The following is a 24,479-nucleotide window of genomic DNA, read 5'->3' on the forward strand; positions in this document are numbered from 1 at the left end:
ATCGATAGGTCCAACAGAAGCGTTCTGGATCACCCATAGATATGGTTGATGAATGCTGGACGTCGTCCGCCTCCGGGTCCTCCTCGCGGTCGCCCGCAAGGGCTCGGTCACCGCCGCCGCCAAGGAGCTGCACTACTCGCAGCCGTCCGTGAGCCACCACCTGGCCCGGCTGGAGGCCGAGACCGGGGCCCGGCTGGTGCAGCGCGTGGGCCGGGGCATCCGGCTGACCGAGGCCGGATGGCTGCTCGCCGAGCGCGCCGCCGAGATCATCGGCCGGCTCGACGACGCCGCCGAGGAACTGGCCGCCCACGTGGGCCTGCGCACCGGCCGGGTGCGCCTGGCCGCCTTCCCCTCCTCGCTCGGGACGTTCGTCCCCCGGGCGGTCACGGCGCTCAAGGCCGGCCATCCCGGCCTCCGGCTCGACCTCACCGAGGCGGAACCGCCACAGGCGCTGCGGCTGCTGCGCGCCGGCCGCGCCGACGTGGCCGTGATCTTCCGCTATGACGACACAGCTCCCGAGGAACGCGGCATCACCATGATCCCCCTCATGGACGACCCCAGCTACCTGGTCGCCGACCGCCCGGTGGACGGCGACCTGGCGGCGCATGCCGACGCCTCCTGGATCGCCGGCTGCGAACGCTGCCGCAGCCACCTCCTGGACGTGTGCGCCAGGGCGGGCTTCGCCCCGCGCGTCTCGTTCACCAGCGACGACATCGTGGCCGTGCAGGCGCTGGTGGCGTCCGGCCTCGGCCTCACCATCCTGCCCGGCCTCGCCCTGCGCGCCCACCGCCACCCGGGCGTCGAGGTCGCCGAGATCGCCGGCTCAAGCCGGCACGTGTACGCCGCCGTCCACGGCGAGCCGCCCCACCCACCGCCCACCGAGGCGCTGCTCCACGCGCTGAGGAAAAGCCTTTGACGCCCTTCTTAGAATGCCCGTATGCCTGATCTCGCGGCTCTCGCGCTGTTCTGCGCGCTCACGCTCGGCCTGCTCGTGGTACCAGGACCCGCGGTCCTCTACATCGTCACCCGCAGCGTCGCCCAGGGCCGGAGCGCGGGGCTGATCAGCGTGCTGGGGGTCCACGCCGGATCGGTCGTGCACGTGGCCGCGGCGGCGCTCGGCCTCAGCGCGCTGCTGGCCGCCTCCGCCACGGCCTACGCCGTGGTCAAGTGGGGCGGCATCGCCTACCTGGTCTGGCTCGGCGTACGCAACCTCGTCCGGCGCGGTGGCGGCGAGGAGGCCCTGGAGCTGCGGGTGCAGTCGAAGCGGCGGCTGTTCTGGGAGGGGGTCGTGGTCAACGTGCTCAACCCGAAGACGGCGATCTTCTTCCTGGCGTTCCTGCCGCAGTTCACCGATCCGGCCGCGGGGCCCGTCGGGCCGCAGATCCTGCTGCTCGGGCTGCTGTGGATCGTGCTCGGCATGGCCTCCGACGGCACGTACGCGATGCTGGCCTCCGCACTGGCAGGGCGGCTGCGGGCCTCCCGGCGGGCGCAGCGGCGGCTGGAGGTGGGCAGCGGGGTCGTCTACCTCGGGCTGGCGGCCTGGCTCACGGCCGAGAAGGCATGACGCCCCACGGACGCGACCCGGCTCAGGATTCGCCGGCCTCCACGGTCTCCCTGGCCCACCGGTAGTCCGCCTTCCCGGCCGGGGAGCGGACCATCTGATCCACGAACGCGTACGAACGGGGCACCTTGTACCCCGACAGCAGCGTGCGGCAGTGCGCGTCCAGCTCCGCCGCCGCGAGCTCCACCCCCGGCCGCGGCTCGACGACCGCCGCCACCCGGTTGCCCCAGCGCTCGTCCGGCACCCCGGTCACCACCGCGTCGAACACGCCGGGATGGCCCTTGAGCACCGCCTCGACCTCCTCGGGGAACACCTTCTCCCCGCCCGTGTTGATGCACTGCGAGCCGCGCCCGAACACGTTGACCGTGCCGTCCGGATCCACGGTGGCGAGGTCGCCGGTGAGCAGCCAGCGGGTGCCCTGCTCGTCGGTGACGAACGTACGGGCGGTCTTGTCGGGGTCGTTGTAGTAGCCGAACGCGACCCGTCCCGTCCTCGCGACGGTGCCGAGCGCGCCGGAGCCCGGCTCGACCGGGCGGCCCGCCTCGTCCAGCACGGCCAGCCGGACCACCGCGTTCGGCTGGTAGCGCAGGCCCTTCTCGGGCGAGGACCCGGCGACGGCGGAGGCGGTGTAGCCGGACTCGGTGGAGCCGAAGTTGTCGAGGATCATGACGTTCGGCAGCAGCTCCTGAAGGCGGTCGCGGACCGCGCCCGACAGGATCGCGCCCGTCGAGCTCACCACGAACAGCGACGACAGGTCGTACGAGCCCACGGCCAGCGCCTCGGCGAGCGGCCTGGCCATGGCGTCGCCGGTGATGTTGACGGTGAGCACGCGCTCGCGCTCGACGGTCCGCCACACCTCGTCGGGGTCGAACTTGCGGACGTAGACCATGGTCCCGCCCATGCACCAGGTGATGAACGTGGCCATCTGCGCCGCCCCGTGCATGAGCGGCGGCACCGCCATCATCGTCATCGGCCCGGCCTTGACCGCCTCGTCGATGACCTCCTGCGGGGTGGACCGCGGCTCGCCGCCCGGGTTGCCGCCGCCGAAGCCGAAGAACAGGTCCTCGACCCGCCACATCGCGCCCTTCGGCATGCCGGTGGTGCCGCCGGTGTAGATGATGTAGACGTCCTGGCCGGAGCGCGGCGAGAAGCCCCGTTCCGGCTTGCCGCTCTCCAGCGCGGCCTCGTACGTCACCGCCGAGCCGATCGACGGCGGCCCGCCGACCGCGATCAGGTGCTCCAGCAGCGGCGCCTCGCCCACGACGGCGGCGACGCGCGGCTCGAACTCGACGTCGTAGATGAGCGCCCGGATGTCGGAGTCCCGGTAGAGGTAGAGGAGCTCGGACTCGACGTAGCGGTAGTTGACGTTGATCGGCACGGCGCGGAGCTTCAGCGCGGCCAGCATCCCGGCGACGTACGGCAGCCCGTTGTAGAGCTGGAGGCCGACGTGGTCGCCGGGGCCGACGCCCAGGCCGTCGAGGTAGTGGGCGAGCCGGTTGGCCTCGGCGTCCAGCTCGGCGTAGGTGCGGCGGTCGGCGTCGCAGATGACCGCGACGCGCTCGGGGATCGCGTCCGCCAGCCCTTCGAACAGGTCCGCGTGGTTGAACTCCATCAGAGCTTCTCCCGTCCCACGATCCACATGGCGAAGAACTGGGCGCCGCCGCCGTAGGCGTGGCCGAGCGCGGTGCGGGCGCCGTCCACCTGGTGCTCGCCGGCCTGGCCGCGTACCTGCTGGGCGGCCTCGGCGAACCTGATGAGCCCGGACGCGCCGATCGGGTTGCTGGACAGAACGCCGCCGGAGGCGTTCCAGGGGGTGTCGCCGTCGAGGGCGGTGGCGCCGGACTCGGTGAGCTTCCAGCCCTCCCCCTCGGCGCAGAAGCCGAGGTTCTCCAGCCACATGGGCTCGTACCAGGAGAAGGGCACGTAGACCTCGGCCACGTCGATCTGCCGGCGCGGGTCGGTGATGCCGGCCTGCCGGTAGACGTCGGCGGCGCAGTCCTTGCCCGCCTGCGGGCTGACCGTGTCGCGGTCGGCGCGGAAGATCGGCTCGGAGCGCATGGCGGTGCCGTGCACCCAGGCGGGCGTGCCGGTGACGGCCGACTCGGCGGCGAGCACCATGGCGCAGGCGCCGTCGCTGGACGGGCAGGTCTCCAGGTAGCGGATCGGCTCCCAGAGCATGGGCGTGGACTCGACCATCTTCTGGTCGATGCCGGGGATCTTGAGGTGCGCGTACGGGTTCTTCAGCGCGTTGAGCCGGTCCTTGACGGCGACGAGCGTGCCGATGTGGCCGGGCGCGCCGGTCCTGCGCATGTACTCGCGGATGTGCGGCGCGAAGTAGCCGCCGGCCCCGACCACGAGCGAGGCGCTGAACGGCAGGTGCGTGGACAGCGCCCAGGTGGCGTTGGACTCCGACTGCTTCTCGAAGGCCACGACCAGCACCCGCTCGTGCACCCCGCCCTGGATGAGCGAGGCGCCGACCAGCGCGGTGGAGCCGCCGACGCTGCCGGCGGTGTGGACCCGCATGACCGGCTTGCCGGCCGCGCCGAGCGCGTCGGCCAGGTACGCCTCCGGCATCATCACGCCCTCGAACAGGTCCGGCGCCTTGCCGATGACGACGGCGTCGATGTCCTTGAACGTCAGCCCGGCGTCCTCCAGGGCCCGCACCGCTGCCTCGCGCACCAGCCCGGCGATCGAGACGTCCTGGCGGCGGGTCGTGTAGTGCGTCTGCCCGACGCCGATGACCGCACAGCGGTTGCCCATCTCAGCCCTCCAGGACGGTGACGAGGTTGTGCTGCAGGCAGGGGCCGCCGGCGGCGTGCGCGACGGTCCGGTGGTTGCGGCCGTCGAGGATGCGCTGCGCGGCCTCGCCGATGCGGATGAGGCCGGTCGCCATGACGGGGTTGGCGGCGAGCGGGCCGCCGGACGGGTTGACGACGGTGTCGCCGGTCAGCTCCAGCGCCTCACGCAGGATGATCTCCTCGTGCGCGAACTGGGCGTGCAGCTCGGCCACCTCGACGGGGCCCTTGCCGACCCCCGCCGCGCGTGCGGCGTCGGCCGCGGAGGCCGACCTGGCGAGGTCCCGCATGCCCAGGTAGTGGGGTTCGATCCGGTGGGCGACGCCCCTGATGTAGGCGGGGCTGGTGCTGAGGCGGGTAGCGAGGTCGCCGGCGGCCAGCACGACCGCCGCCGCGCCGTCGGTGATGGGCGGCGCCACGAGCCCGTCCCCTTCGGGGTCGGGCAGGTCCAGCGCGTACGGGTTCGCCCGCCCGTCCGCCCGGCTGCGGCGTACGATCTCGTCCAGCTCCGCGCGCTCCGCGCCGAGGGCGGCGGCCTGGAGCCCGGCGTAGGAGAGCTGGTCGAGGCCGAGGGGGGCCAGATAGTACGGGTCGAGCTGCAACGTCATGATCGTGCGCAGGTCGCCGAGCGAGGTCTTGCCGAACCCGTACACGAGGGCCGAGTCGATGTCGCCGTGCTGGAGGCGTACCCATGCCTCGTACAGCGCCCAGGCGGCGTCCATCTCGACGTGGCTCTCGGAGATCGGCGGCCAGGCGGCCAGCGCGTCGAGCGCCGAGACGAACGAGAACGGCGCGCCCGCCAGGTAGTCGCAGCTCCCCGAGCAGGTGAAGCCGAACCGGGTGAGCCCGGTGCGCTCCTTGACCTCGTTGATGACGGGCAGGATCAGCTCGGGCTCGCTGAGCCCGGTGTCGTGGTCGGTGTGCCGCGTCTGCGCGAACGCGACGATCGCTACCTCTCTCATCACAGCTCCACGTCGGGCTCGCCGGTGGGGGCGAACCAGCGGATGTTCGCCATGGACGCCGTACGCTCGCTCTCGGGCACCCACACGGCCCGCACCCGCATGCCCTGCCGCACCTCGTGCGCGGGTACGCCCGCGACCAGCGCGATCATCGGGAGGTCGGCCCCGTCGAGCAGGATGTACGCCGACACGAAGGGCACCTCGGGCGCCCGCGGATCCGGCAGGTTGTTGATGGCGAACGTGGTGATCGTCCCGGTGTCGGGCAGTTCGAGGGTGTCCGGGATGGGGCCTCCGCACTCGGGGCAGAAGGTCCGGTAGGGGACGTACACCTTCGCGCACCGTTCGCAGCGCCCGCCGAGCAGCACCCCGCGCTCCACGCCGGACAGGAACACCGCCAGCGAGCCGCCCGCCCGCAGCCGGTACTCCGCCCGGACCGGGGAGACGATCTTCGTGACCTCGGGGGCGAAGTGCCGGATGTCGGTGATGTGACCGGTGGGCTGCTCCCGCCACACCGGGCGGACGCGCATCCCGGTCCGCATCTCCTTGGGGTGCTCGGGGACGACGGCGTGCACGAGCGCCGTGTCCGCGCCGTCGAGCGTGATCAGCGCCCAGGCGAAGGGGACGTCCACCGGGTGGGAGCCGAGCGGTTCCTGCACCCACGTCCAGGTGGTGACCGTGCCGGCGGGGCCGACCTCGACGTACTCGCCGGTCACGGGCTCGCCGGTGGTTGGGTCGTACTCCAGGGGCGGCACCAGCACGCCGCCCTCGCTCGTGCGCACGCCGACGATGCGGCGCTCGCGCAGCTCGGTGAGGAAGCGGCCCACCACCGGGCCGGTCGAGCGGGTGTAACCGCCGGGGAACTCCAGGACGTGCTGAGCGACCAGCGGATCAGATGGCACGGTCGTGTCCCTCCCAGTACGGGTCGCGGAGCTTGCGTTTGTGCAGCTTGCCGTTCGGTTCGCGGGGCATCTCGGCGATGAAGTCGATCGTTCGCGGCCACTTCATGCGGGCCAGCCGGCCCTCCAGGGAGGCCAGCAGCTCTGCGGCGAGCTCGGGGCCGGGCTCGGCGCCCGGTGCGGGCTCGATGACGGCCTTGATCTGCTCGCCCCACTCCTCGTCCGGGATGCCGAACACGGCCACGTCCGCGACCTTGGGGTGGATCATGAGCTCGTTCTCGATCTCGGCGGGGTAGATGTTCGCGCCGCCCGAGATGATCAGGTCGGCCTTGCGGTCGCAGAGGTAGAGGAAGCCGTCCTCGTCGAGGTAGCCGATGTCGCCGACGGTGAAGAAGTCCTTGAGGCGGTTGGCGGCGGTCTTGTCCGGGTCGCCCTTGTACTCGAACGAGGCGCCGAGCATCTTCATGTAGATCGTGCCGGGGGTGCGGGTGGGGACCGGTTCGCCCTGTTCGTCCACGATGAGCAGCTCGCTGATGGGCCAGGCCGTGCCGACCGTGCCCGGGTGCGTCTTCCAGCCCTCGGGGGTGGCGAGGGTGCCGCCGCCCTCGGTGGCCGCGTAGTACTCGTACACGCAGTCGCCCCACCACTCCAACATCGCCCATTTCACCGGGACGGGACAGGGGGCGGCGGCGTGGATCATCCATCTCAGCGAGGACAGGTCGTAGGCGCGCCGAGTCTCCTCCGGCAGCGCGAGCAGCCGCTTGAAGTGCGTCGGCACCATGTGGGAGCTGGTGACGCGGTGCCGCTCACACAGGCGCAGCAGCTCCTCGGCGTCGAAGCGGTCCATGTAGACGAGCGTGTGGCCCATGTGCAGGGCGGTGCCGCCGAACTGGGTGACGGCGGTGTGGTAGCTCGGCGAGGTGACCAGGTGCGCGTTGGGGCGTCCCGGGGTGACGCCGAACAGCCCCAGCAGGAACGTCATCAGCTCGGCGGCGTCGTCCGGGTCCAGGCCGCTGAGCGGGCGGCGCACGCCCTTCGGCTTGCCGGTGGTGCCGGAGGTGTAGTGCATGGTCAGGCCGGCGGTGCGGTTGGGGGGCGCGGTGCCGGGACGGCCGTCGGTCAGCTCGCGCATCGGCCGGAACCCGTCCGTCCCCTCCCCCATGAGGAAGCGGCGCTCAGGCGCGATGGCCTCGGCCGCCCGCGCGCCCTCCTCGATGAAGCGCGGGTGCACGAAGAACGCCTTGGCCTCGCTGTCGGAGACGATGTACGCGATCTCCGGTCCGGTGAGGTGCCAGTTGACGGGCGTGTAGTACCAGCCGGCCTGGAGCGCGGCCAGGTACAGCACCAGGCCGTCGGCGCCGTTCGGGACCAGGCCGCAGACGCCGTCGCCCGGCTGGAGCCCGAGCTCGTCGCGCAGACCGTGGACGAGGCGGTTGGCCCGGGCCAGGAGGTCGCCCGCGCGGTGTTCCGCGCCGTCGGGGTCCACGGCGGCGATCCAATCCGGATCCGCCTGCGCGAGCCTCCAGAAACCGAGCGTGCCCATGTGCGCTCCTCGCGGCCGACGAAAAAACAGGAACCTGTTCTCGTTTGCTGCTGGGAGCGTATCCTGGGGCGAAGTGCGTAGCAAGCGCTTGATACGAGACTTCGGAGGCATCGTGGAGCTCCTGCCGATCAGCACCCCCCACTGCCGGGTCGAACGCGACGGGCACGTCCTCGTCGTCACCATGAACCGGCCGGAGGCCCGCAACGCGCTCTCCTCGGACATGCTGATCGGCCTCGCCTCGGCCTGGGCGTACGCGAGCGCCGAGCCGGACGTCCGGGTCGCGATCCTGACCGGCGCCGAGGGCACCTTCTGCGCCGGCGCCGACCTCAAGGCCATGGGCCGGCCCTCCACCGACCCCGACGTCCAGGCGCGGGCCGCCAAGATCCCGAACTTCCACTGGAAGGGCCTGCTGCGCGAGGACCTGCCCACCAAGCCGATCATCTGCGCCGTCGAGGGCTACGCGGTCGCCGGCGGCACCGAGCTGCTGGTGGGCACGGACCTGCGGGTGGTCGCCGAGTCGGCCACGCTGGGGCTGTTCGAGGCCAAGCGGGCGCTGTTCCCGATGGGCGGCAGCGCCGTCCGGCTCCCCCGCCAGATCCCGTACTGCCACGCCATGGACCTCCTCCTGACCGGCCGCGCCGTCACGGCCGCCGAGGCGCTGTCGATGGGCCTGGTCAACCGCGTCGTCCCGGACGGGCAGGCCCTGGCCGTGGCCCGCGAACTGGCCGACGACGTGGCCGCCTCCGGCCCCCTCGCCGTCCAGGCGATCCTCCGCACCTACCGCGACACCCTCGGCCTGCCCGAGCCCGAGGCCCTGAAGGTCTCCGACGACCTCGGCTGGCCGGTCATCGGCTCCGAGGACGCCAAGGAAGGCACCCGCGCCTTCCGCGAGAAGCGCCCCGCGAACTACCAGGGCCACTGAACGAAACGCCGGGAAACCGCCGGGCTCGCACCGTAGGCTCGGCCGCATGACGGCAGCCCAGGAAGAGTACGAAGAACTTCACCGCCTGGTCGACCGGCTCCGGCCCGACCAGGTGCGTGAAGAGCGTGCGCGACTCCTCCGGCTCGTCCACTCAGGTCCCGAGGAGCGACGCCGCCTGAGCGCCGAGGAGCTGGTCGCGAAGCATCGGCGTCTTCCCCACGTCGACCACGCGGAGATGCGCCGCGAGACTGATGAGGTGTTCGGCGGCTTCGAGCCGCTGCCGTTCGGCGCCGAGGCAGCGGCTCGTCGCTCGAAAGCCTGGTGACCGTCGTACCCGTGTGACGACGGTCAGTCCTCCGTGATGCGCTCCAGACGTTCCAGGGCCTCGCCGTACTCCGCCATCAGGTCGAAGATGACGTCCTTGGTGGAGCGGACCTGGTTCATGAGGCCGATGATCTGGCCGGCCGGGAAGGTGGCCAGTTCCGAGGCGTCGGAGCGGCCGATGCGGCGCAGGGCGTCCGAGACCAGCATGAACTGCAGGGGCATCGGCAGCGTGCCCGGCGACTCGGCGGACTCCCACGCCTCGGTCCACTCGTTCCTGAGCAGGCGGGCGGGCTTGCCGGTCCAGCTGCGGGAGCGGACGGTGTCGCGGGAGGTGGCCTCCAGGATGCGGCGCTTGGCCATCTCCGGCGTGTCGGCCTCCTCGACGGTGAGCCACAGGGAGCCGGTCCACACGCCCTCCGCGCCGAGCGCCATGCCTGCGGCCATCTGGCGGCCGTTGCCGATGCCGCCCGCGGCCAGCACCGGCACGTCCACGGCGTCCACCACCTGCGGGATGAGGACCATGGTGGAGATCTCGCCGGTGTGCCCGCCCGCCTCGGTGCCCTGGGCGACGACGACGTCCACGCCGACCTCGACCTGCTTGAGCGCGTGCCTGGGCGTGGAGGCGAGGGCCGCCACCTTGACGCCGTGGGAGTGGGCCAGCTCGACGACGTCGGCGGGGGGCGGGCCGAGGGCGTTGGCGAGCAGCGCGATGGGGTGACGGAGGGCGACCTCGACCTGCGGGCGCGCGGTCGCGTCCGTCCAGCCGAGCAGCACCCGTCCCGCGTCGGCGTCCGCCGAGAGCGGGGGCACCCCGTGCTCGGCCAGCAGGTTCTCCACGAACGAGCGATGCCCTTCGGGGATCATCGCCTGGAGGCGGCCGACCAGCTCGTCGGCGGCGAAGTCGGCCCCCTCGTACGAGGCCGGCATGACGACGTCCACGCCGTACGGCCGGCCGTCCACGTGGTCGTCGATCCACTTGAGCTCCATCTCGAGCTCTTCCGGGGTGAAGTAGAGGGCCCCGAGCACGCCCATGCCGCCCGCGCGGCTGACGGCGGCGACCACGTCCCTGCAGTGGCTGAACGCGAAGATCGGGAGCTCGATACCGAACATGTCCGTGACACGTGTCCGCATGGCCCGACAATACGTCCGCCACAACGCGAACTGCAACGTGTTCTACACTAGAACCTTTCGTCGGTACCGGTGAGTAACCTCCGCCTATAACACGTTCTATATCGATCTCGAAAAAAGAAAAAGGCCCGCCTTTCGGCGGGCCTTAAAATGGCGCGTTGTTTCACGCGGTCGCCGGGCGGCGGCGGCCCAGCACCACACCGGCCAGCACCAGCGCCACGCCCACGATGAGCACCACCAGCGGGATGATGTTCCGCAGCAGGTTGATCTGGCTCTTGCCCTCCTGGGCGTTCTTGACCAGGCCGTCGACGGTCTCGTCGGTCATCACGGCGGTGCCGATGAAGGCCGCCGAGCGCTCCACGCCGTCCTGGGTCTTCAGCACCTCGTGGCGCTGCACCTCCTGCTTGACCGGCGAGCCGGTGACGGGCTCGATCCAGAAGGTGGTCTTGCCGTCGTACCAGCGGTCGACCTGCACGTCGCCGGTGGTGCCCGTCATGCCGAGCACGTTCGCGGGGGCGGTGCGGGTCTCGGTCTTGGTCGGCGGGACGGCCTGCTCGAAGACGTACACCGGCAGGCCGTTGACCTTGTCCTCACGGACGAAGGTGGCGTCGAAGGCCTTCTGCGCCTGCGCGTTGAACACCTTGTACGTCTTCTTCTCCACGTCGAACGGCCACTTGTAGATCTGGCCCTCGAGCTGCACCGGAGCCTTGTCCACGCTGGAGCCGCAGCAGTTGACGGCGACACCGGTGTAGCGGTTGAAGGCGCTGCGCCGCTCGGACAGGTCGATCTGCGGGCGGCTGTTGGTGACGTCGTTGACGACCGTGGCCTCGTCCCAGACGACCCGGTCGGAGTTGGCCTCCTTCACGTCGCCGCGCGTGGTGACGATGATGTCGAGGTCGCCGGTGAGGACCTTCAGGTCCTGGAGGGAGAAGTACTGCGCCTGCTTGGCCTCCAGCCGGGAGATCCCGAACTGGTTCGCCGGCGCGGAGATGATCTTCTCGGCCGCCCAGAATTTCACCAACGGGGCCAGTGCGATGAAGAAAGCTCCGAACCCGATGAGGACGAGCGTGGAGATACGACCCATCGAGGCCTCCGCATTTGTAGAACGTGTTGTCATCAGGTCTGATCGTCGAGCAACAAAGTATGACAGGGGGTGGTGCGCGTCACCGCCGCGCCTCCCTCCGTCACCAAATCGATAGAAACAAGTTCTATCGTGGTTTCCGCGCACAGATCCGCGGAGGTGAGGACAGGGATGAAGAACAGGGACGCGGCCCTCGACGGCGTCCGCGCGTGCGCCGCGCTCGGCGTCTGGCTGCTGCACGTCGGGAGCAACACCGGCGTGATGTACCGCGAGGGCATGTACGCCTGGCTGATGGCGCGGCTCGGCATCGCCGTCCCCATCTTCTTCCTGCTGTCCGGCCTGCTCCTCTACCGCCCGTGGGCGCGCGCGGCGATCGAGGGCACCGAGCGCCCCCGGCCCGTCACGTACCTGTGGCGGCGGGTGCTGCGCGTCATGCCGGTCTACTGGCTGGTGACCGCGCTGGCGCTCTGGGCGTGGGGCGGCCTCGACTGGACCGGCTGGGTCAAGTGGCTGCTCCTGCTGCAGAACTACTTCCCGGGCGACCCCACCCCCGACGGCCTCTACCAGATGTGGACGCTGCCCATCGAGATGGCCTTCTACGTCGCGCTGCCGCTGCTCGCCTGGGCGCTCGACCGGTGGGCGCGGGGCGGGAACCGGCCGGTGCGGCTGCTGACCGGCATCGGCCTGCTGCCGCTGGTCTCGGTGGCCTCCATCGTGGTGGCCCGGCTGAGCGACCGGCCGGAGTTCGGGCTGTGGCTGCCGTACCATCTGGTCTTCTTCGCCTGCGGCATGGCGATGGCGGTGCTGTCGGTGTGGCTCAAGGAGAGCCGGGCCGTCGACGCGCTCGCGCCGCAGCTCCTCGTGCTGGCCTTCCTGCTGTACGCGGTGCTGAGCACCGGCCTCGCCGGCCCGCGCACGCTCACGCTGCCCACCCTCGGCGAGTCGCTGATCAGGATGAGCCTGGAGGCGGCGGTCTCGGTGCTGCTCGTCGCGCCGTTCGCGCTGGCGCCGCGCGCGGACTCGCTGCGCCACCGGGTGCTCGGCAACCCGGTCGTCGCCTACTTCGGCCGCATCTCCTACAGCTTCTTCCTGTGGCACGCGCCGGTGATCACGTTGCAGCTCAAGCTCACCGGCGCGCAGCCGTTCCAGGGCGACTTCCCGAGCGTGGCCGTGCTGTCGTTCATCGTGACGCTGCTGCTCAGCGTGGGGAGCTACCATCTCGTCGAGGCCACCGCTCTCAGGCTGAGCCGGCGCCGGCCAGCACCTGCTCCTCGGCCGGCAGCCCGGGAGGCGGCGCCGGCCGCGCCGGCCGGGTGACGTGCTGACCGAACAGCGCCCCGACGGCCGCCGACGACAGCAGTTGCGGCACGTGGTCCATCAGCACCGCGAGGTCGATCCCGTGCTCGCGCAGCACCAGGTGGACCGCCAGCGACGCCGTCGCCACGCCGAACAGCCCGGCTGACAGCCAGTGCGCCGGCAGCCGCCTGGCCCGCAGCGCGAACGTCACCAGCATCGCCGCCAGCACCGCCAGCGCGCCCTGCCAGCTCGCCACCCAGCCGCCGAACGCCAGGCCGAGCACGACCGCGTACGGCGCCCGCAGCCGCGACATGCGCGCCTTCCCGGCCGGGGCGGTCTCGCGTACGTGCTCGGGACGCGGCCCGCGCAGCACCAGCGCGCCCAGGGCGAGCAGCGCGATCCCCGCCATGCCGTACGCCAGCGCGAGCCCGTAGGCGCGGTCCGGCACGTACTCCAGCCGCACGGTCCCCGACGTGCCCGCGGGCAGCTCCCACGCCTGCTTCCAGCCGTCGACGCGCACCGGCCGCAGCGTCTGCCCGTCCACCCTGGCCCGCCAGCCGGCGTTGAAGTTCTCGTTGACGACGAGGAAGGCGTCCTTGGGGGCGCTCACCTTGACCTCGCGCTCGGAGGCCGTCCAGATGCCGCGCACCGCCGCGCCCTCGACGCCGCGCGGCTCGTCCGCCAGCCGGCCGACCACGAGGTCGTCGATCGCGAACGAGTCCCATCCGGCCACCCGCACCCGGTTGTCCCCGGCCTTCAGCTCGGCCCGCGCGCAGCCCTGGATCCGTACGGGCCGCTTCTCCAGCAGCTCGGCGTGGGTGCCCGCGACCTTGGTCGCGATGGGCGTGCCGTTCACCTCGATGGTGGGGCCGAAGCCGCAGGGCAGCCGCAGCGGGATGTCGGCGGGCCTGGTCACCGGGTCGAGGCCCGGCACGACCAGCTCGGTGAGCTGCAGCCGCTTGGAGTAGGGCGTGAAGCGCAGCTTGAGCTCGGTCGTGCGCAGCGGCCGGAAGGTGAGGTTCCCCTCCTGGTCCACCCGGCCGGCGCGGGCGATGCCGTTGTCGCCGGTGACGACCACGTCGAGCGGCTGCATGCGGTCGCCGGCCGGGCGGCCCAGCTTGATCCGCGAGATCGTCTTCTCGCCCTTCCAGGTGAGCGTGAGCGTCGGCTGGGTGTCCTCGGCGGCCGGCATCCAGGTGGTGCTCGGGTCGCCGTCGAACGCCGAGCGCGGCGAGACCACCGGGTCGTCGGTGAGCTGGGACGAGCCGGTCACCTGGGTGAGCCCGGTGCTGACGCGGGTGAAGCGGTCGGCCAGCGCGGCGTCCTTGAGCACGGCCGTGCCGCGTACGTTCACGGTGTCGGCGGCCGGGGCCGTGAACGTACGGTCGAAGCCGGTCTCCTCGCTCCGTCTGGTCAGCACCGCGTCGTTGCACACCCACCGCACCTGGTTGCGCACGCAGGCGGGCCGGGCGTCGAGCCCCTGGTCCATGACCCACGCGTCGCCGCCCGTGCCGGGCAGCCTGATCGTGCGCTCGGCCACGACGCCGGGGATCGACAGCTCGATGACGCCGGCCCGCTGGCCGTAGCTCCACCGCTCCGGGCCGGTCGCGACGATCTTGATCCGCAGCCAGGTCGCCGGGCCCTCCGGCACCCGCAGCGTCTGCGGGTCGGTCGTGTCGCGGACGTCCTGCGTCAGGCTGCCCGAGTCGGTCTCGACGGCCACCCGCGTGACGGACCGGCCGAGCAGGAAACCGGAGCCGAACATGACCTGGACCTGCTCGATCCGCCGCTGCGCCGGAAGGTCCACGCGCAGCCACTGCCCCTCGGGGCGGCTGGTGCCGCTGGTCTCCCAGCCGGTGGCGACGTTGCCGTCCATGGCCGCCCACGGGCCCCGGCTCGGGTCGCCGCTGCCCGCGACCGCGTCCGGGTCGGCGATCGAGGAGGAGGCCGTGACGCCGGAGATCCCGTGGTACTCGGCGGTCGCGGTGTCGTCCAGCCAGCCGTCCTCCAGCAGGTCCAGCGCGCGTACACCCGCGAAGTCGGCCTTGTGGTCGGCGGTGAGCGTGGGCGACTGGTTGGAGCGCAGCTCGCCGAACGAGCGCTCGCGCAGCCGCAGCGCGTCGCTGACGACGGTGGGCAGCTCGCGCTTGCCCGCGTCGCCGCCGACCAGCACCGGGGCGTCGCCGAGCAGCCCGAGATCGCCCATCGCGAGCAGCGAGTCCGGCCCGCCGCGCACGGCCACCGCGTCGGCGGCCGACTGCACGGACACCAGGTCGGCCGCGTCGGACACCTCGTACAGGTCGAGCGCCGGGAAGGCCGGGTCGAGCGAGTGCTGGGCGTCGTCGCTCTGCCGGTCGCCGACGGGGTCGCCGAAGGAGCGTACGAGCTTGACGCCGGGCGTCTCGCGCAGCGCCTCGTAGATGCGCGACGGCCAGGCGCCCTGGAGGTTCTGCCGCATGAGGTCGTTGCGTACCAGCAGGTAGCGCACGCCGAGGCGGCGCAGCACCGCCGTCACGCCGGCCGAGCCGTGACCGGCGGCCAGGCGCTGGTCGATAACGTCGAGCAGCCGGGTCAGGCCGACCGAGCCCGGCGGCTCGATCCGCCGGGTGGTCCAGCGGGCCGTGGTCAGCGCCTGCAGGGGCTCGTCCATGGGGCGGCCCCAGACGTACTCGGCGAACTTGGCGCCCGGCACGAGCAGCACGCCGTCGTCGCCGGCGTTCTCGTCCAGCCAGGACGCGGCCTGCCGCCAGTACGGCGGCACGTCCTCGAAGTCCCCCGGCGCGGCGAGGCCCTGGTTGAAGACGGGCAGCACGAGCGCGGCCGCGGCCACGGCGGCCAGCGTGCGGAGCGGCAGCCGAGCCCGCGCCAGCAGGTGCGCCAGGCCGAAGGCGAGCGCCAGCCGGACCAGCGGGTCGAACTTGCGCAGGTTGCGCAGCGGCGCGAGCGGCCCGTCCAGCAGCCAGCGGACCGGCTCGGCGGTGATCGGCTCCAGCGCGCTGATGTGCCCGGCCACCAGCGCGGCCACGCCCACCACGAACAGCGCCAGCACGAACCCCTTCGCGGGCAGGTCGCGGCGGGCCAGCCCGGCCAGGCCGAGCGCGGCCAGGACGCCGGTGACCACGACCATCGTGGCCGAGGTGGCGATCGCGAAGCCGGGCGGCTGCTCGAAGACGCCGTTCACGGGCAGGTAGCGCACCCAGTCGGAGGCGCCGCGCAGGACGTTCGTGAGCGAGGTGACCTGGGTGGTGGTGCCGGCGGTCTCGGTGTACGGCAGGAACGAGAAGGCGTACCTGCCGACCAGCAGCAGCGGCAGCCACCAGAAGAGGGTGGCGACCGCGACGGCGGCGCTCCACCAGCCGAGCAGCCGCCAGCGCGGCACCGGGCGCGGCCGGGTCAGGATGTAGAGGACCGGGGCCACGAGCACGGCCAGCACCGCCACCGCGTTCACGCCGCCGCACAGCGCCACCGCGAGCGCCGACCTGATCGCGCCGCGCGCCCGCTGGCCCGTCTCGGAGGCCGTGAGCAGCGGGATGAGGATCCACGGCAGCATCGCGGCGGGCAGCCACTCGATGGAGATCTCGCCGAGGATGGAAAGCGTGCGCGGGGCCAGCGCGTACGCCAGCGCCCCGGCGATCCTGGTGCCCGGTGTGCCGAGGCCGAGCTGCCCGGACAGCCGCTCCACGCCGAGGAAGGCCACGCACATGAGCAGCGTGAGCCAGAGCCGCTGCGTCACCCACGGTGCCATGCCGGCGAGGTCGCCGAGGGCGAAGAACGGCCCCATGGGGAAGATGTAGCCCGCCACCTGGTTCTGGAGCTGGCCGAAGTGCTGCAGGTCCCACAGGTGCGCGGCGCGCTCCAGCCAGCCGACCGGGTTGAGCGCGAGGTCCATCTTGGTGTCGGAGATCAGGTGGCCGGGCTTGGTGGTGAACGCCAGCAGGCCGAAGCCGAGGCAGCAGATCACCAGCCACCAGCGCCGCCACGCCCGCTCGCCGAGCGCCCGCGCGCCCGCCTTGGAGCCGGCGTTCTTGGAGCCGGCGTTCTTGGAGCTGCCGGCGCGGCCGGTGCCGGGGCGGCCCCAGACCAGCTTGTCGGTGGCCGGCGGCCGGCTCATCGCTCCTCCCCGGCCCACTCACCGAGGTCGGAGGAGCCCTCGCCTGGGGAGCGGCCCTCCAGTACGGCGAGGAGCCGTTCGGCGCTGCGGTCCCAGGAGAATCGGTCAGCCCATTCCCGACATTTCACGGAATAAGTGTCGTCCACCTCGTCGAGTGCTCCGGCAAGGCCCTTGGCCAGCCCGGTGCCCTCGACCCCCTCAGGCAGCAGCCACCCGGTCTCGCCCGGCCGTACCGCGTCGCGGAGCCCGTCCACGTCGAAGGCCACGGTCGGCACCCCGAGCGCCGCCGCCTCCAGCACGCTCAGCCCCCACCCCTCGCCCTGCGAGGCGCTGACGTGCAGCCAGGCCCGCGCGACCAGCCGGCTCTTCTCCCGCTCCGGCAGGTAGCCGTGCAGGGTGACGCCCTCGGGCAGCCGCGCACGCAGCCGTTCCTCCTCGGGCCCCCGTCCGATGACGTCCACCTGGAGGTCCGGCCGGTGCCGCCGCAGCTCGGCGACGGCGTCGAGGAGCAGGTGCACGCGCTTGTGCGCGACCAGCCGCCCCAGGCAGACCAGCCGGGGCTCGGCGCTCCGCGCGACCTCGCCGGGGTCGGCGACGCTGACGCCGTTCGGGACGATGTGGATGGGCCCCTTCCAGGCCAGCCGCTCGCGCATGGCGAGCTCGGTGGACGGCGACACGGCCACGCTCGGGTGCCGCCGGTAGCTCCACCGGGACACCGGCCCCTCCAGGAACCGGCCGACGGCGGCCAGCCACCCCGGCAGGTGCACGCCGAACTGCCGGTCGTGCACGTGGTGCACGACGCAGACCACCTTCGTCCGCCGCCGTACCACCCACGGGGTGAAGAACGGGATGCCGTTCTGGCAGTCCAGCACCGCGTCGAAGCGCCCGCGCCGGACCAGCAGCCAGGCCAGCACCAGCGGGTAGACGGTGAACGTCGCGCCCATGCGGGCGAAGCGCACGCCCTCGACGGTCTCCTTGCCGCGCTGGCCGGGCGCCCGCGCCGTGACGAACCACACCTCGTGGCCCGCCCCCGCGAGGCGGCGGGCCAGCTCCCAGGCGAACGTCTCGGCGCCGCCCGCCTGGGGATGCCAGGGGTCACGCCAGTTGACGAAGGCGATCTTCACGGAAATCCGACGGGGTCAGGAGCGGCCGGCGGCTCCCAGGCCGGGTGCATGGCGTGGCGCGGCCTGAGACGCGGCCTCGGGCGCAGCCGCAGCCAGATGCGTCCCATCTCCAGCACGATGCCGAAGCTGTGACGGGCCGGCGAGAACGACGACCCCGGCACGTCCAGCCAGCGCACGGGGATCTCGTGCACCTCCGAGCCGTCCGCCGCGCAGCGCGCGAGCAGCTCGACGTCGAAGGCGAAGCCGGGCGTGCGGAGCAGCGCGGCGACCTCGCGGGCGAGCACCCCGTCGAAGAACTTGAAGCCGCACTGGGTGTCGCTCACCCCCGGCACCAGCGCGCCGGCCAGCGCGCGGAACAAGGCGGCGCCCAGCTCACGGACCCTGCTGTGGCGGTTCTCCACGACGGAGCCCTCGTGGGCACGGGAGCCGATCACCACGCGCTCACCGGACAGCAGCAGGCCGAGCGCCGCGTCGATGGCGTCCAGGTCGGTCGCCATGTCGGCGTCGCAGAAGCCGACGAACGGGGCGCCGCTCTCCAGCAGCCCGGCTCGCACGGCGGCCCCCTTGCCCGGGATCGGGCAGGGGATGAGCCGGACCGGTACGGGCCCGGCCGGCCAGTTCTCGACGATCTCCGCGGTGCGATCCGTGCTGTTGTTGTCGACGACTATGACGGCAGCCGGGAACGGCATGCGGGCAAGCTTCGCGCACAGCTGCAGGAGCCCCCCGGGAAGACGCCGTTCCTCGTTGTGCGCAGGAACGACGATCTCAAGCAGTGGTGGTCGGCTCGTCCCGCCGTCCCCTTGCGGAGAGGGCGGCATGCTGATCCGGCCTTACCGGTCGCCGTAGTTGTAGAGCGGCTGGTTGACCGGCGTCGCGGTGGCGCCGGTGAAGGAGACCGTGGTGACCGTCGCCACGAGAGCCGCTACGGCGACGCCGATGATCGCTGCTAAGAGGACCTTGATCACGGAACTTCCTCCTCGGCGGGCAGACAGGAGCGGGGCCGCACCCAACTTAGAACCAATTCTTGCTACTCGGAAGTAGCTAGGCCAAATCTTAACAAACTACCTGCTCAGCGGCTTACCGGCCCCTCAACCCGATACAACCGCAGGTCACGGTCATGGACCAGAACGTGTGCTCTGCGTAGCCATACGGCAAACCGTGCCCGCTCTTCAACTGTCCCCGCGTTGACTATCACATAGCGGATCCCGGCTCCCGCCAGGTCGGGCGAAGGCCCGCCTAGTACGAGTTCTAGTTCACGCGCGCGTGGGTCCTCGCTCCCCACGACGAGATCGCCGACCCGTACGGCGTCGTTCGACACCACCCGCCGGCCCGCCACGGCGAAGAAGCGCTGCGCCGGGTCGAGCACCGGGCGGCCGCCGTTCCAGGGGAAGCGCCGGTAGGACTCGAAGGGCAGCACCAGCACGTCGCCGGGCTCCTGATCACGCGCGATGACCGCGCGGGCGGCGCTCCAGCTCGACGGGTACGCCACCGCGTCCAGCGTCCCGAGCGCGCCCCAGGACAGCGTGGGCAGGACGGCCACCGGCACCAGGGCCATCGCCCCCACCCACGCCCTGCGCCCCGCCACACGTTCCGTGAGCGCCCCGAGGCCGAGGGCCGCCACCAGCGCCAGCGGCGCGATGAACTGCTGCGCGTCCCTGAACACCGCGAACCCGCCCCACCAGCCCACCACCTGCTCGTACGCCACCCGCCCCGGCTCGCTCACCCCCACGCACGCCACGGCGAGCCCGACCAGCGCCGCCCCGGCGAGCCCCCGACGGAACGGCAGCTCGGAGCGCAGGAACGCGACCACCCCGGCGACCACCAGCAGCAGCCGCGCCACCGCGCCCGCCCAGGTCTCGTAGCCGGGCGGCACGGCGCGGGCGTTCCAGATCCCGCCGAGCGACAGCAGGCTCCCCACCGCCCCGAACGGCGTGTCGGCCCGCGCCGCGAACGCCCCGATCCCCGCCGGGTCCCCCGCCAGCCCTTCGGGCCGCAGCGCGGTCGCCACCAGCCACGGCAGGCTGAACGCGACCAGCACAGCGGCGGTGACGGCAAGATCACGCCACCGACGCCGGGCCAGAGCGAGAGGGAGTGCCGTGAGCGCGGTGACCGTCATCGCGGCGAAGCCGCCCACCGCGGCGGGGAGGACCGCGACCGCGCGCCGCCGCCCCGACCACACGGCCCGGACCACCCACGGCAGGCCCGCGTACCCGAGCAGCAGCGCCCACTGCCCGATGAGCAGCCGCTCGGCCACGAACGGGTTCCACACGTAGAACGCGCCGGTCACCAACCGCGGCCCGAGCGAGGCCGACGGCGGCAGCAGCGCCGCCCCCGTGCACCCCAGCACGAAGATCCCGAGCAGGATCAGCTTCTGCACCAGCTCGGCGGGCAGCACCTGGGCCAGCGCCGTCACCACGGCGTCGCTGGGCACCACCCGCGCCGCGCCTCCCGCCAGCCCGAACGTCCAGGCCGAGAACGCCGGATCCGGCACGAACACCATGTCGTGCAGCAGCACGAACCCCCATCCCAGCCCGGGGCCGAGGGCCAGGCAGCCGAGCCCCAGCCCGAGGAGGACGGCGGCGAGCCCGGCTCGGGTCGTCTGCGACATGCGGCTATGACATCACAGCACTTCCACCACTATGTCGCTCCGTGGTTGAGTTGCGCCGGGAGGACGGGGTGATGGAGAGCGTGGCGACCGCCGGGGGGCGCCCGTGGCTGCGCGGCGGCGACGCCGTGCTCGCCGCCGGGCTGATCATGGTGGCCGTGCAACTGGTGTGGAAGGCCGGGCTGGTCAACCGGACGTACTTCCGCCAGGACGACTTCATGTTCCTCGCGAGGGGCCTGGAGAACGGGTTCACCTGGGACTACCTCATGCGGGTGGACTACGGCCACCTGATGCCGGGCGCGTTCGCGATCCACTGGGCGCTCGGACGGCTCGGCGTCCACAACGACGTGCTCGCGCACGTGCTCACCCTCGGCCTCCAGGCGGCGGCCGGGCTGGCGCTGCTGCGGCTGCTGTGGGTGCTGTTCGGGCCGCGTCCGGCGATCCTGGTGCCGTTCGGGTTCGCCCTCGTCACCCCGATGACGATCTCCGGGCTGTCGTGGTGGGCGGTGGTGGCCGAGACGCTGCCGTTCCAGATCGCGCTGCCGATGGCGCTCGCCTCGCACGTGCTCTGCGTACGCACCGGGCGCCTGCGGCACGCGGTCGCGGCGGCGGCCTGGACGGCGTTCGGGATGGTGTTCTTCGTCAAGGCGCCGTTCATCCCGGTGCTCGCCTTCGTGCTGACCGTCGGCTGGCTCGGCGGCGCGCGCAGGCTGCTCCGGGTGTGGGCGCTCTACCTGGCCGTGCTGGTGCCGTACGCGGTGCTCTTCCTGCACCAGCTCCTCACGACCGTGCAGCTCACCCGGCAGACCTCGCCGATCTCGCTGCCGAGCGCCGAGGTCGCCGCGAAGTCGGTCTGGACGCTGCTGACCGGCTCGCTCATCCCCACCGCGCTCGGCGGGCCCTGGCACTGGCAGCCGATCGGCGAGGACTACGCGCTGGCCGCCACCCCCGCCCCGCTGATGTGGGCGAGCCTCGCCGTGGCCGTCGCGGCCGTGGCGGTGTCGGTGCGCCTGCGGCGGCGGGCCTGGCTGGCGTGGGTAATGCTGCTCGGTTACTTCCTGCTGGCGGACGTCGCGCCGATCATGCTCGGCCGGATCGAGCTGCTCGGTCCCGATCTGAGCGGGTACGAGCTGCGCTACCTCTCCTCGACCGCCATGGTCGTGGCGATCGTCATCGGGCTGGCGTTCATCCCCGTGGCGGGCGAGCCGGAGCCGTGGCTGCGGCCGATCGGCCCCCTCCGGATGGCCTGGGCGCCGCTCGCCGCCGTGGTGGCGGTGAGCTCGGTCTGGTCGGTCGCCGCCTACGCCGACCGGCCGCTCGGCCGCAACGTCAAGAGCTACGTGGAGACCGCCGAGTCGGCGCTGGCGCGGATGCCCGCGGGCACGGTCGTGCTGGACGCGTACGTGCCGGAGAAGGTGGCGTTCCCGCTGTTCTTCTACGACTACGCCCGCCACTCGAAGGTCGTCGACCCGGCCGCCCGGCACCGCGTCACCTGGACGCGCAGGCTCGCCGGGCCGATCTCCGTCCCCCGGATGTTCGACGCCCAGGGACGGCTGCGCCCGGTACGCCTCACGGGCACGACGATCCCAGCGGGGGCCGCGTGCCGCCCGGTCGGCGGGACGGAGGTGCGCTTCCCGATCCCGGCCCCGCCGGCGGGCGGCGAGCAGGTCGTCCAGATCTCCTACCTGAACGGCGAGGCCACCACCCTGGAGGTGCGGATGGGCCTCGCCAGGACCTCGGTGCCCGCCGGCGCGAACCTGGGCATCACGTACGCCACGCTCGACGGCGGCGGCCCCGAGCTCGCCCTCCGGACGGTGGGCGGTGGCACCACGTGCGTGGGCGAGATCAGGGTCGGCGTGCCGGCCGCGGACGAGACGGCCGCCGCCGTCCCGCCGCAGCCGGTCGAACGTTAGGTCACTTGCCGGGCTCGGGGTCCCTGGGCAGGCCGAGCATGCGCTCACCGATGATGTTGAGCTGCACCTCGGTGGTGCCGCCGTAGATCGTCATGGCGCGGGTGGCGAGCACGGCCCGGTTCCAGTAGCCCGCGTCGCCCAGCTTCATGTCCGCCGCGGTGGTCGCGGCGGCGCCGAGCAGCTCGACGGCGGTCTCCGAGACGTGCTGGGCGTGCGAGGTGGACAGCAGCTTGCGCACGGAGGCGTCCGCGCCCGGCTCGGTGCCGGCGAGCTGCTTGAGCGTGACCCGCAGCGACAGCGCGTTGATCGAGTGGCCCTCGCAGACGACCTCGGCCACCCGCTGCGCCTCGACCGGCGTCAGCTCGCGGCCGAGCCGGCCGGCCAGGCCGAGCAGGTCGGGCACCGACGAGCCGGTGCCGCCCGAGCCGGACGACAGCGACACGCGCTCGTTGGACAGCGTGTTGCGCGCCACCTTCCAGCCCTCGCCGACCTCGCCCACGACCAGGTCGTCCGGCACGAACACGTCGTCGAGGAAGACCTCGTTGAACAGGTTCTCGCCGGTCATCTCGGTCAGCGGGCGCACGGTGACGCCGGGGCCCTTCATGTCGACGAGGAAGTACGTGATGCCCTCGTGCTTGGAGCCCTCGCTGGAGTTGCGGGCGATGCAGATGCCCCACTCGGCGACGTGGGCGACCGACGTCCAGATCTTCTGGCCGTTGAGCTTCCAGCCGCCCTCGACCTTCTCGGCCTTCATCTGCAGCGAGGCGAGGTCGGAGCCCGCGCCGGGCTCGGAGAAGAGCTGGCACCAGATCATCTCGCCGCTGAGCGTCTTCGGCAGGAAGCGCTCCTGCTGCTCCTGGGTGCCGTACACGGCGATGGACGGCACGACCCAGGCGCCGATGATGAGGGCGGGCAGGCGTACCTTGGCGGCCTTGAGCTCCTGCGCGATGAGCACCTGCTCCAGCGGCTTGGCGTCGCGGCCCCAGGGGCGGGGCAGGTGGGGCATGACGAAGCCGCGCTCGGCGAGCGCCCGCTTCTGCTCCTTGCCTTCGAGCTGGGCGATCTCCGCGATCTCGGCGCGGATCGACTCGCGCAGCGCCTCGGCGTCCTCGGGCAGGTCGAGCTCCATCTCGCGGGTGACGCCCTGGAGCGCCAGCGCGGTGACCTCGGCGGCCCAGTCGGCGGACGAGCCGAGCAGGGCGCGCAGGGTGAGCGCGCGGCGGTAGTAGAGGTGCACGTCGTGCTCGAAGGTGTAGCCGATGCCGCCGAAGGTCTGGATGGCGTCCTTCGCGCACTGCACGGCGGCGTCGGGGGCCATCACGCCGGCCACGGCGGCCGCGTAGGCGAGCTCCTTGCCGTCGGCGCGGGTGGCGTCCCAGACGGTGGCGCGGGCCTGCTCCAGCGCGACCAGCATGCGCGACAGCTTGTGCTTGATGCCCTGGAACTGGCCGATCGGGCGGCCGAACTGCACGCGGACCTTCGCGTAGTCGGCGGCCGCGGTGACGCACCAGGAGGCGAGGCCGGCGGCCTCCGCGCCGAGCAGGATGGCCGCGAGGTGGCGTACCTCGGCGCTCTCGACGCCCTCCAGCACCCGGTCGGCGGGCACGACGGTCTCGGCCACCTCGACCTTGGCCACCGCGCGGGTGAGGTCGAGCGACTTCTGCTCGGTGACGGTCGCGGCGGCGGCGTCCAGCGCGATCCACCGCTCGCCGTCGGGCGTGGACACCGGCAGCACGAGCACGTCGGCGAGCGCGCCGGCGAGCACCGGCTCGACGGCGCCGGAGACGGTCAGCGAGCCGTCCTCGGCGCTGCTGCCGGTGAGCGCGCCGCTCAGGGCGACGGCGGCGGTCAGGGTGCCGTCGGCGAGCCGCTCCAGCAGCTCGTGGCGCTTGCTCGCGTGGATGACCGCGCTCGCCAGCACGGTCGGCACGTACGGTCCCGGCGCCATGCGCTCGGCCAGCGCCTCGACGGCCACGGCGGCCTCCAGCAGGCCGTAGCCGGAGCCGCCGTTCTCCTCGGGCAGGTGGAGGCCGAGCAGGCCCTGCTCGGCCAGGCCGGACCAGAACGGCGGGCGTCCCTCGGCGCCGGCGCGCAGGAGGTCGCTGGTGATGTTCCGCTTGGCCCAGCCGCTCACCGACTCGTGGAGCGCCTCGTGCTCCTCGCTCAATCCGATAGCCATCGCTCATCCTCCAGCAGATCCCAGGTGCAATACCGGAACCAT

The 24,479-nt window shown here is 72.4% G+C and carries 19 protein-coding genes; 6 read left to right on the forward strand and 13 right to left on the reverse strand.

All coding sequences use genetic code 11. The features are described 5' to 3' along the window. Positions 1-52 precede the first annotated feature (52 nt). Both SMD20_RS23340 and SMD20_RS23345 read left to right on the forward strand, forming a co-directional pair. Complete coding sequence (locus tag SMD20_RS23340; protein WP_329584513.1) at positions 53-916, forward strand: LysR family transcriptional regulator; 864 nt, start codon at positions 53-55, stop codon at positions 914-916. 21 nt (positions 917-937) lie between these two features. Continuing rightward, positions 938-1,564 carry a LysE family translocator gene (locus SMD20_RS23345; protein WP_329584514.1) on the forward strand — a complete coding sequence of 209 codons (627 nt, stop codon included), beginning with the start codon at positions 938-940 and terminating at the stop codon, positions 1,562-1,564. Between the two features lie 22 nt (positions 1,565-1,586). On the opposite strand, the gene SMD20_RS23350 is transcribed toward SMD20_RS23345, so the two are convergent. Genes SMD20_RS23350 through SMD20_RS23370 form a run of 5 tightly spaced genes read right to left on the reverse strand, consistent with a single transcriptional unit; the run spans position 1,587 to position 7,754 of the window. Then, the gene (locus SMD20_RS23350; RefSeq protein WP_329584516.1) at positions 1,587-3,173 is read right to left on the reverse strand and encodes an acyl-CoA synthetase; all 1,587 of its coding nucleotides are present in this window, start codon (positions 3,171-3,173) and stop codon (positions 1,587-1,589) included. Beyond that, positions 3,173-4,321, reverse strand: coding sequence for a thiolase domain-containing protein (locus SMD20_RS23355; RefSeq protein ID WP_329584518.1), 1,149 nt, complete (start codon positions 4,319-4,321; stop codon positions 3,173-3,175). Before SMD20_RS23355 ends, SMD20_RS23350 begins: the two co-directional genes overlap by 1 nt. Position 4,322: 1 nt before the next feature. Continuing rightward, a complete protein-coding gene (locus SMD20_RS23360) occupies positions 4,323-5,318 on the reverse strand; it encodes a lipid-transfer protein (protein ID WP_329584519.1) in 996 nt (331 codons plus the stop codon). Then, entirely contained in the window at positions 5,318-6,214 is an 897-nt protein-coding gene (locus SMD20_RS23365) for a Zn-ribbon domain-containing OB-fold protein (protein ID WP_329584520.1), read from the reverse strand. Before SMD20_RS23365 ends, SMD20_RS23360 begins: the two co-directional genes overlap by 1 nt. Beyond that, the gene (locus SMD20_RS23370) at positions 6,204-7,754 is read right to left on the reverse strand and encodes an acyl-CoA synthetase (RefSeq protein ID WP_329584522.1); all 1,551 of its coding nucleotides are present in this window, start codon (positions 7,752-7,754) and stop codon (positions 6,204-6,206) included. The genes SMD20_RS23365 and SMD20_RS23370 overlap by 11 nt, the downstream gene beginning before the upstream one ends. 112 nt (positions 7,755-7,866) lie before the next feature. On the opposite strand from SMD20_RS23370, the gene SMD20_RS23375 reads away from it, so the two are divergent. Both SMD20_RS23375 and SMD20_RS23380 read left to right on the forward strand, forming a co-directional pair. Beyond that, a complete protein-coding gene (locus SMD20_RS23375) occupies positions 7,867-8,676 on the forward strand; it encodes a crotonase/enoyl-CoA hydratase family protein (RefSeq protein WP_329584523.1) in 810 nt (269 codons plus the stop codon). A gap of 46 nt (positions 8,677-8,722) precedes the next feature. Beyond that, positions 8,723-9,001 (forward strand): hypothetical protein, encoded by a 279-nt coding sequence (locus SMD20_RS23380; protein WP_329584525.1) that lies wholly within the window; start codon positions 8,723-8,725, stop codon positions 8,999-9,001. A 23-nt stretch (positions 9,002-9,024) separates the two neighbouring features. Here the strand turns inward: SMD20_RS23380 and SMD20_RS23385 are convergent, their stop codons facing one another. Both SMD20_RS23385 and SMD20_RS23390 read right to left on the reverse strand, forming a co-directional pair. Then, the gene (locus tag SMD20_RS23385) at positions 9,025-10,131 is read right to left on the reverse strand and encodes an NAD(P)H-dependent flavin oxidoreductase (RefSeq protein ID WP_329584526.1); all 1,107 of its coding nucleotides are present in this window, start codon (positions 10,129-10,131) and stop codon (positions 9,025-9,027) included. A 160-nt stretch (positions 10,132-10,291) separates the two neighbouring features. Next, positions 10,292-11,212, reverse strand: coding sequence for a DUF3068 domain-containing protein (locus SMD20_RS23390; RefSeq protein ID WP_329584528.1), 921 nt, complete (start codon positions 11,210-11,212; stop codon positions 10,292-10,294). A gap of 168 nt (positions 11,213-11,380) precedes the next feature. Between SMD20_RS23390 and SMD20_RS23395 the strand changes: the two genes are divergently transcribed. Next, entirely contained in the window at positions 11,381-12,526 is a 1,146-nt protein-coding gene (locus SMD20_RS23395) for an acyltransferase family protein (RefSeq protein WP_329584529.1), read from the forward strand. Here the strand turns inward: SMD20_RS23395 and SMD20_RS23400 are convergent. From SMD20_RS23400 to SMD20_RS23420, 5 genes are all read right to left on the reverse strand, one after another. Continuing rightward, positions 12,447-16,616: an alpha-(1->3)-arabinofuranosyltransferase domain-containing protein gene (locus tag SMD20_RS23400; protein WP_329584530.1), complete on the reverse strand. Its 4,170-nt coding sequence runs from the start codon at positions 16,614-16,616 to the stop codon at positions 12,447-12,449. The genes SMD20_RS23395 and SMD20_RS23400 overlap by 80 nt on opposite strands. Continuing rightward, the gene (locus SMD20_RS23405; protein ID WP_329584531.1) at positions 16,613-17,740 is read right to left on the reverse strand and encodes a glycosyltransferase family 4 protein; all 1,128 of its coding nucleotides are present in this window, start codon (positions 17,738-17,740) and stop codon (positions 16,613-16,615) included. The genes SMD20_RS23400 and SMD20_RS23405 overlap by 4 nt, the downstream gene beginning before the upstream one ends. Further along, entirely contained in the window at positions 17,737-18,558 is an 822-nt protein-coding gene (locus SMD20_RS23410; protein WP_329584533.1) for a glycosyltransferase, read from the reverse strand. The genes SMD20_RS23405 and SMD20_RS23410 overlap by 4 nt, the downstream gene beginning before the upstream one ends. 12 nt (positions 18,559-18,570) lie before the next feature. Beyond that, positions 18,571-18,705 carry a hypothetical protein gene (locus SMD20_RS23415; RefSeq protein ID WP_329584535.1) on the reverse strand — a complete coding sequence of 45 codons (135 nt, stop codon included), beginning with the start codon at positions 18,703-18,705 and terminating at the stop codon, positions 18,571-18,573. Positions 18,706-18,809: 104 nt separating this feature from the next. Then, positions 18,810-20,348, reverse strand: coding sequence for a hypothetical protein (locus SMD20_RS23420; protein WP_329584536.1), 1,539 nt, complete (start codon positions 20,346-20,348; stop codon positions 18,810-18,812). A gap of 41 nt (positions 20,349-20,389) precedes the next feature. Between SMD20_RS23420 and SMD20_RS23425 the strand changes: the two genes are divergently transcribed. Continuing rightward, positions 20,390-22,258: a hypothetical protein gene (locus SMD20_RS23425; protein WP_329584539.1), complete on the forward strand. Its 1,869-nt coding sequence runs from the start codon at positions 20,390-20,392 to the stop codon at positions 22,256-22,258. A 1-nt stretch (position 22,259) separates the two neighbouring features. Here SMD20_RS23425 and SMD20_RS23430 read toward each other — a convergent pair whose 3' ends face one another. Beyond that, complete coding sequence (locus SMD20_RS23430) at positions 22,260-24,437, reverse strand: acyl-CoA dehydrogenase (protein ID WP_329584541.1); 2,178 nt, start codon at positions 24,435-24,437, stop codon at positions 22,260-22,262. Between the last annotated feature and the right edge of the window lie 42 nt (positions 24,438-24,479).

Origin of the sequence: Nonomuraea sp. LP-02 (assembly GCF_036289125.1) — a bacterium.
GTDB classification, from domain to species: domain Bacteria; phylum Actinomycetota; class Actinomycetes; order Streptosporangiales; family Streptosporangiaceae; genus Nonomuraea; species Nonomuraea bangladeshensis.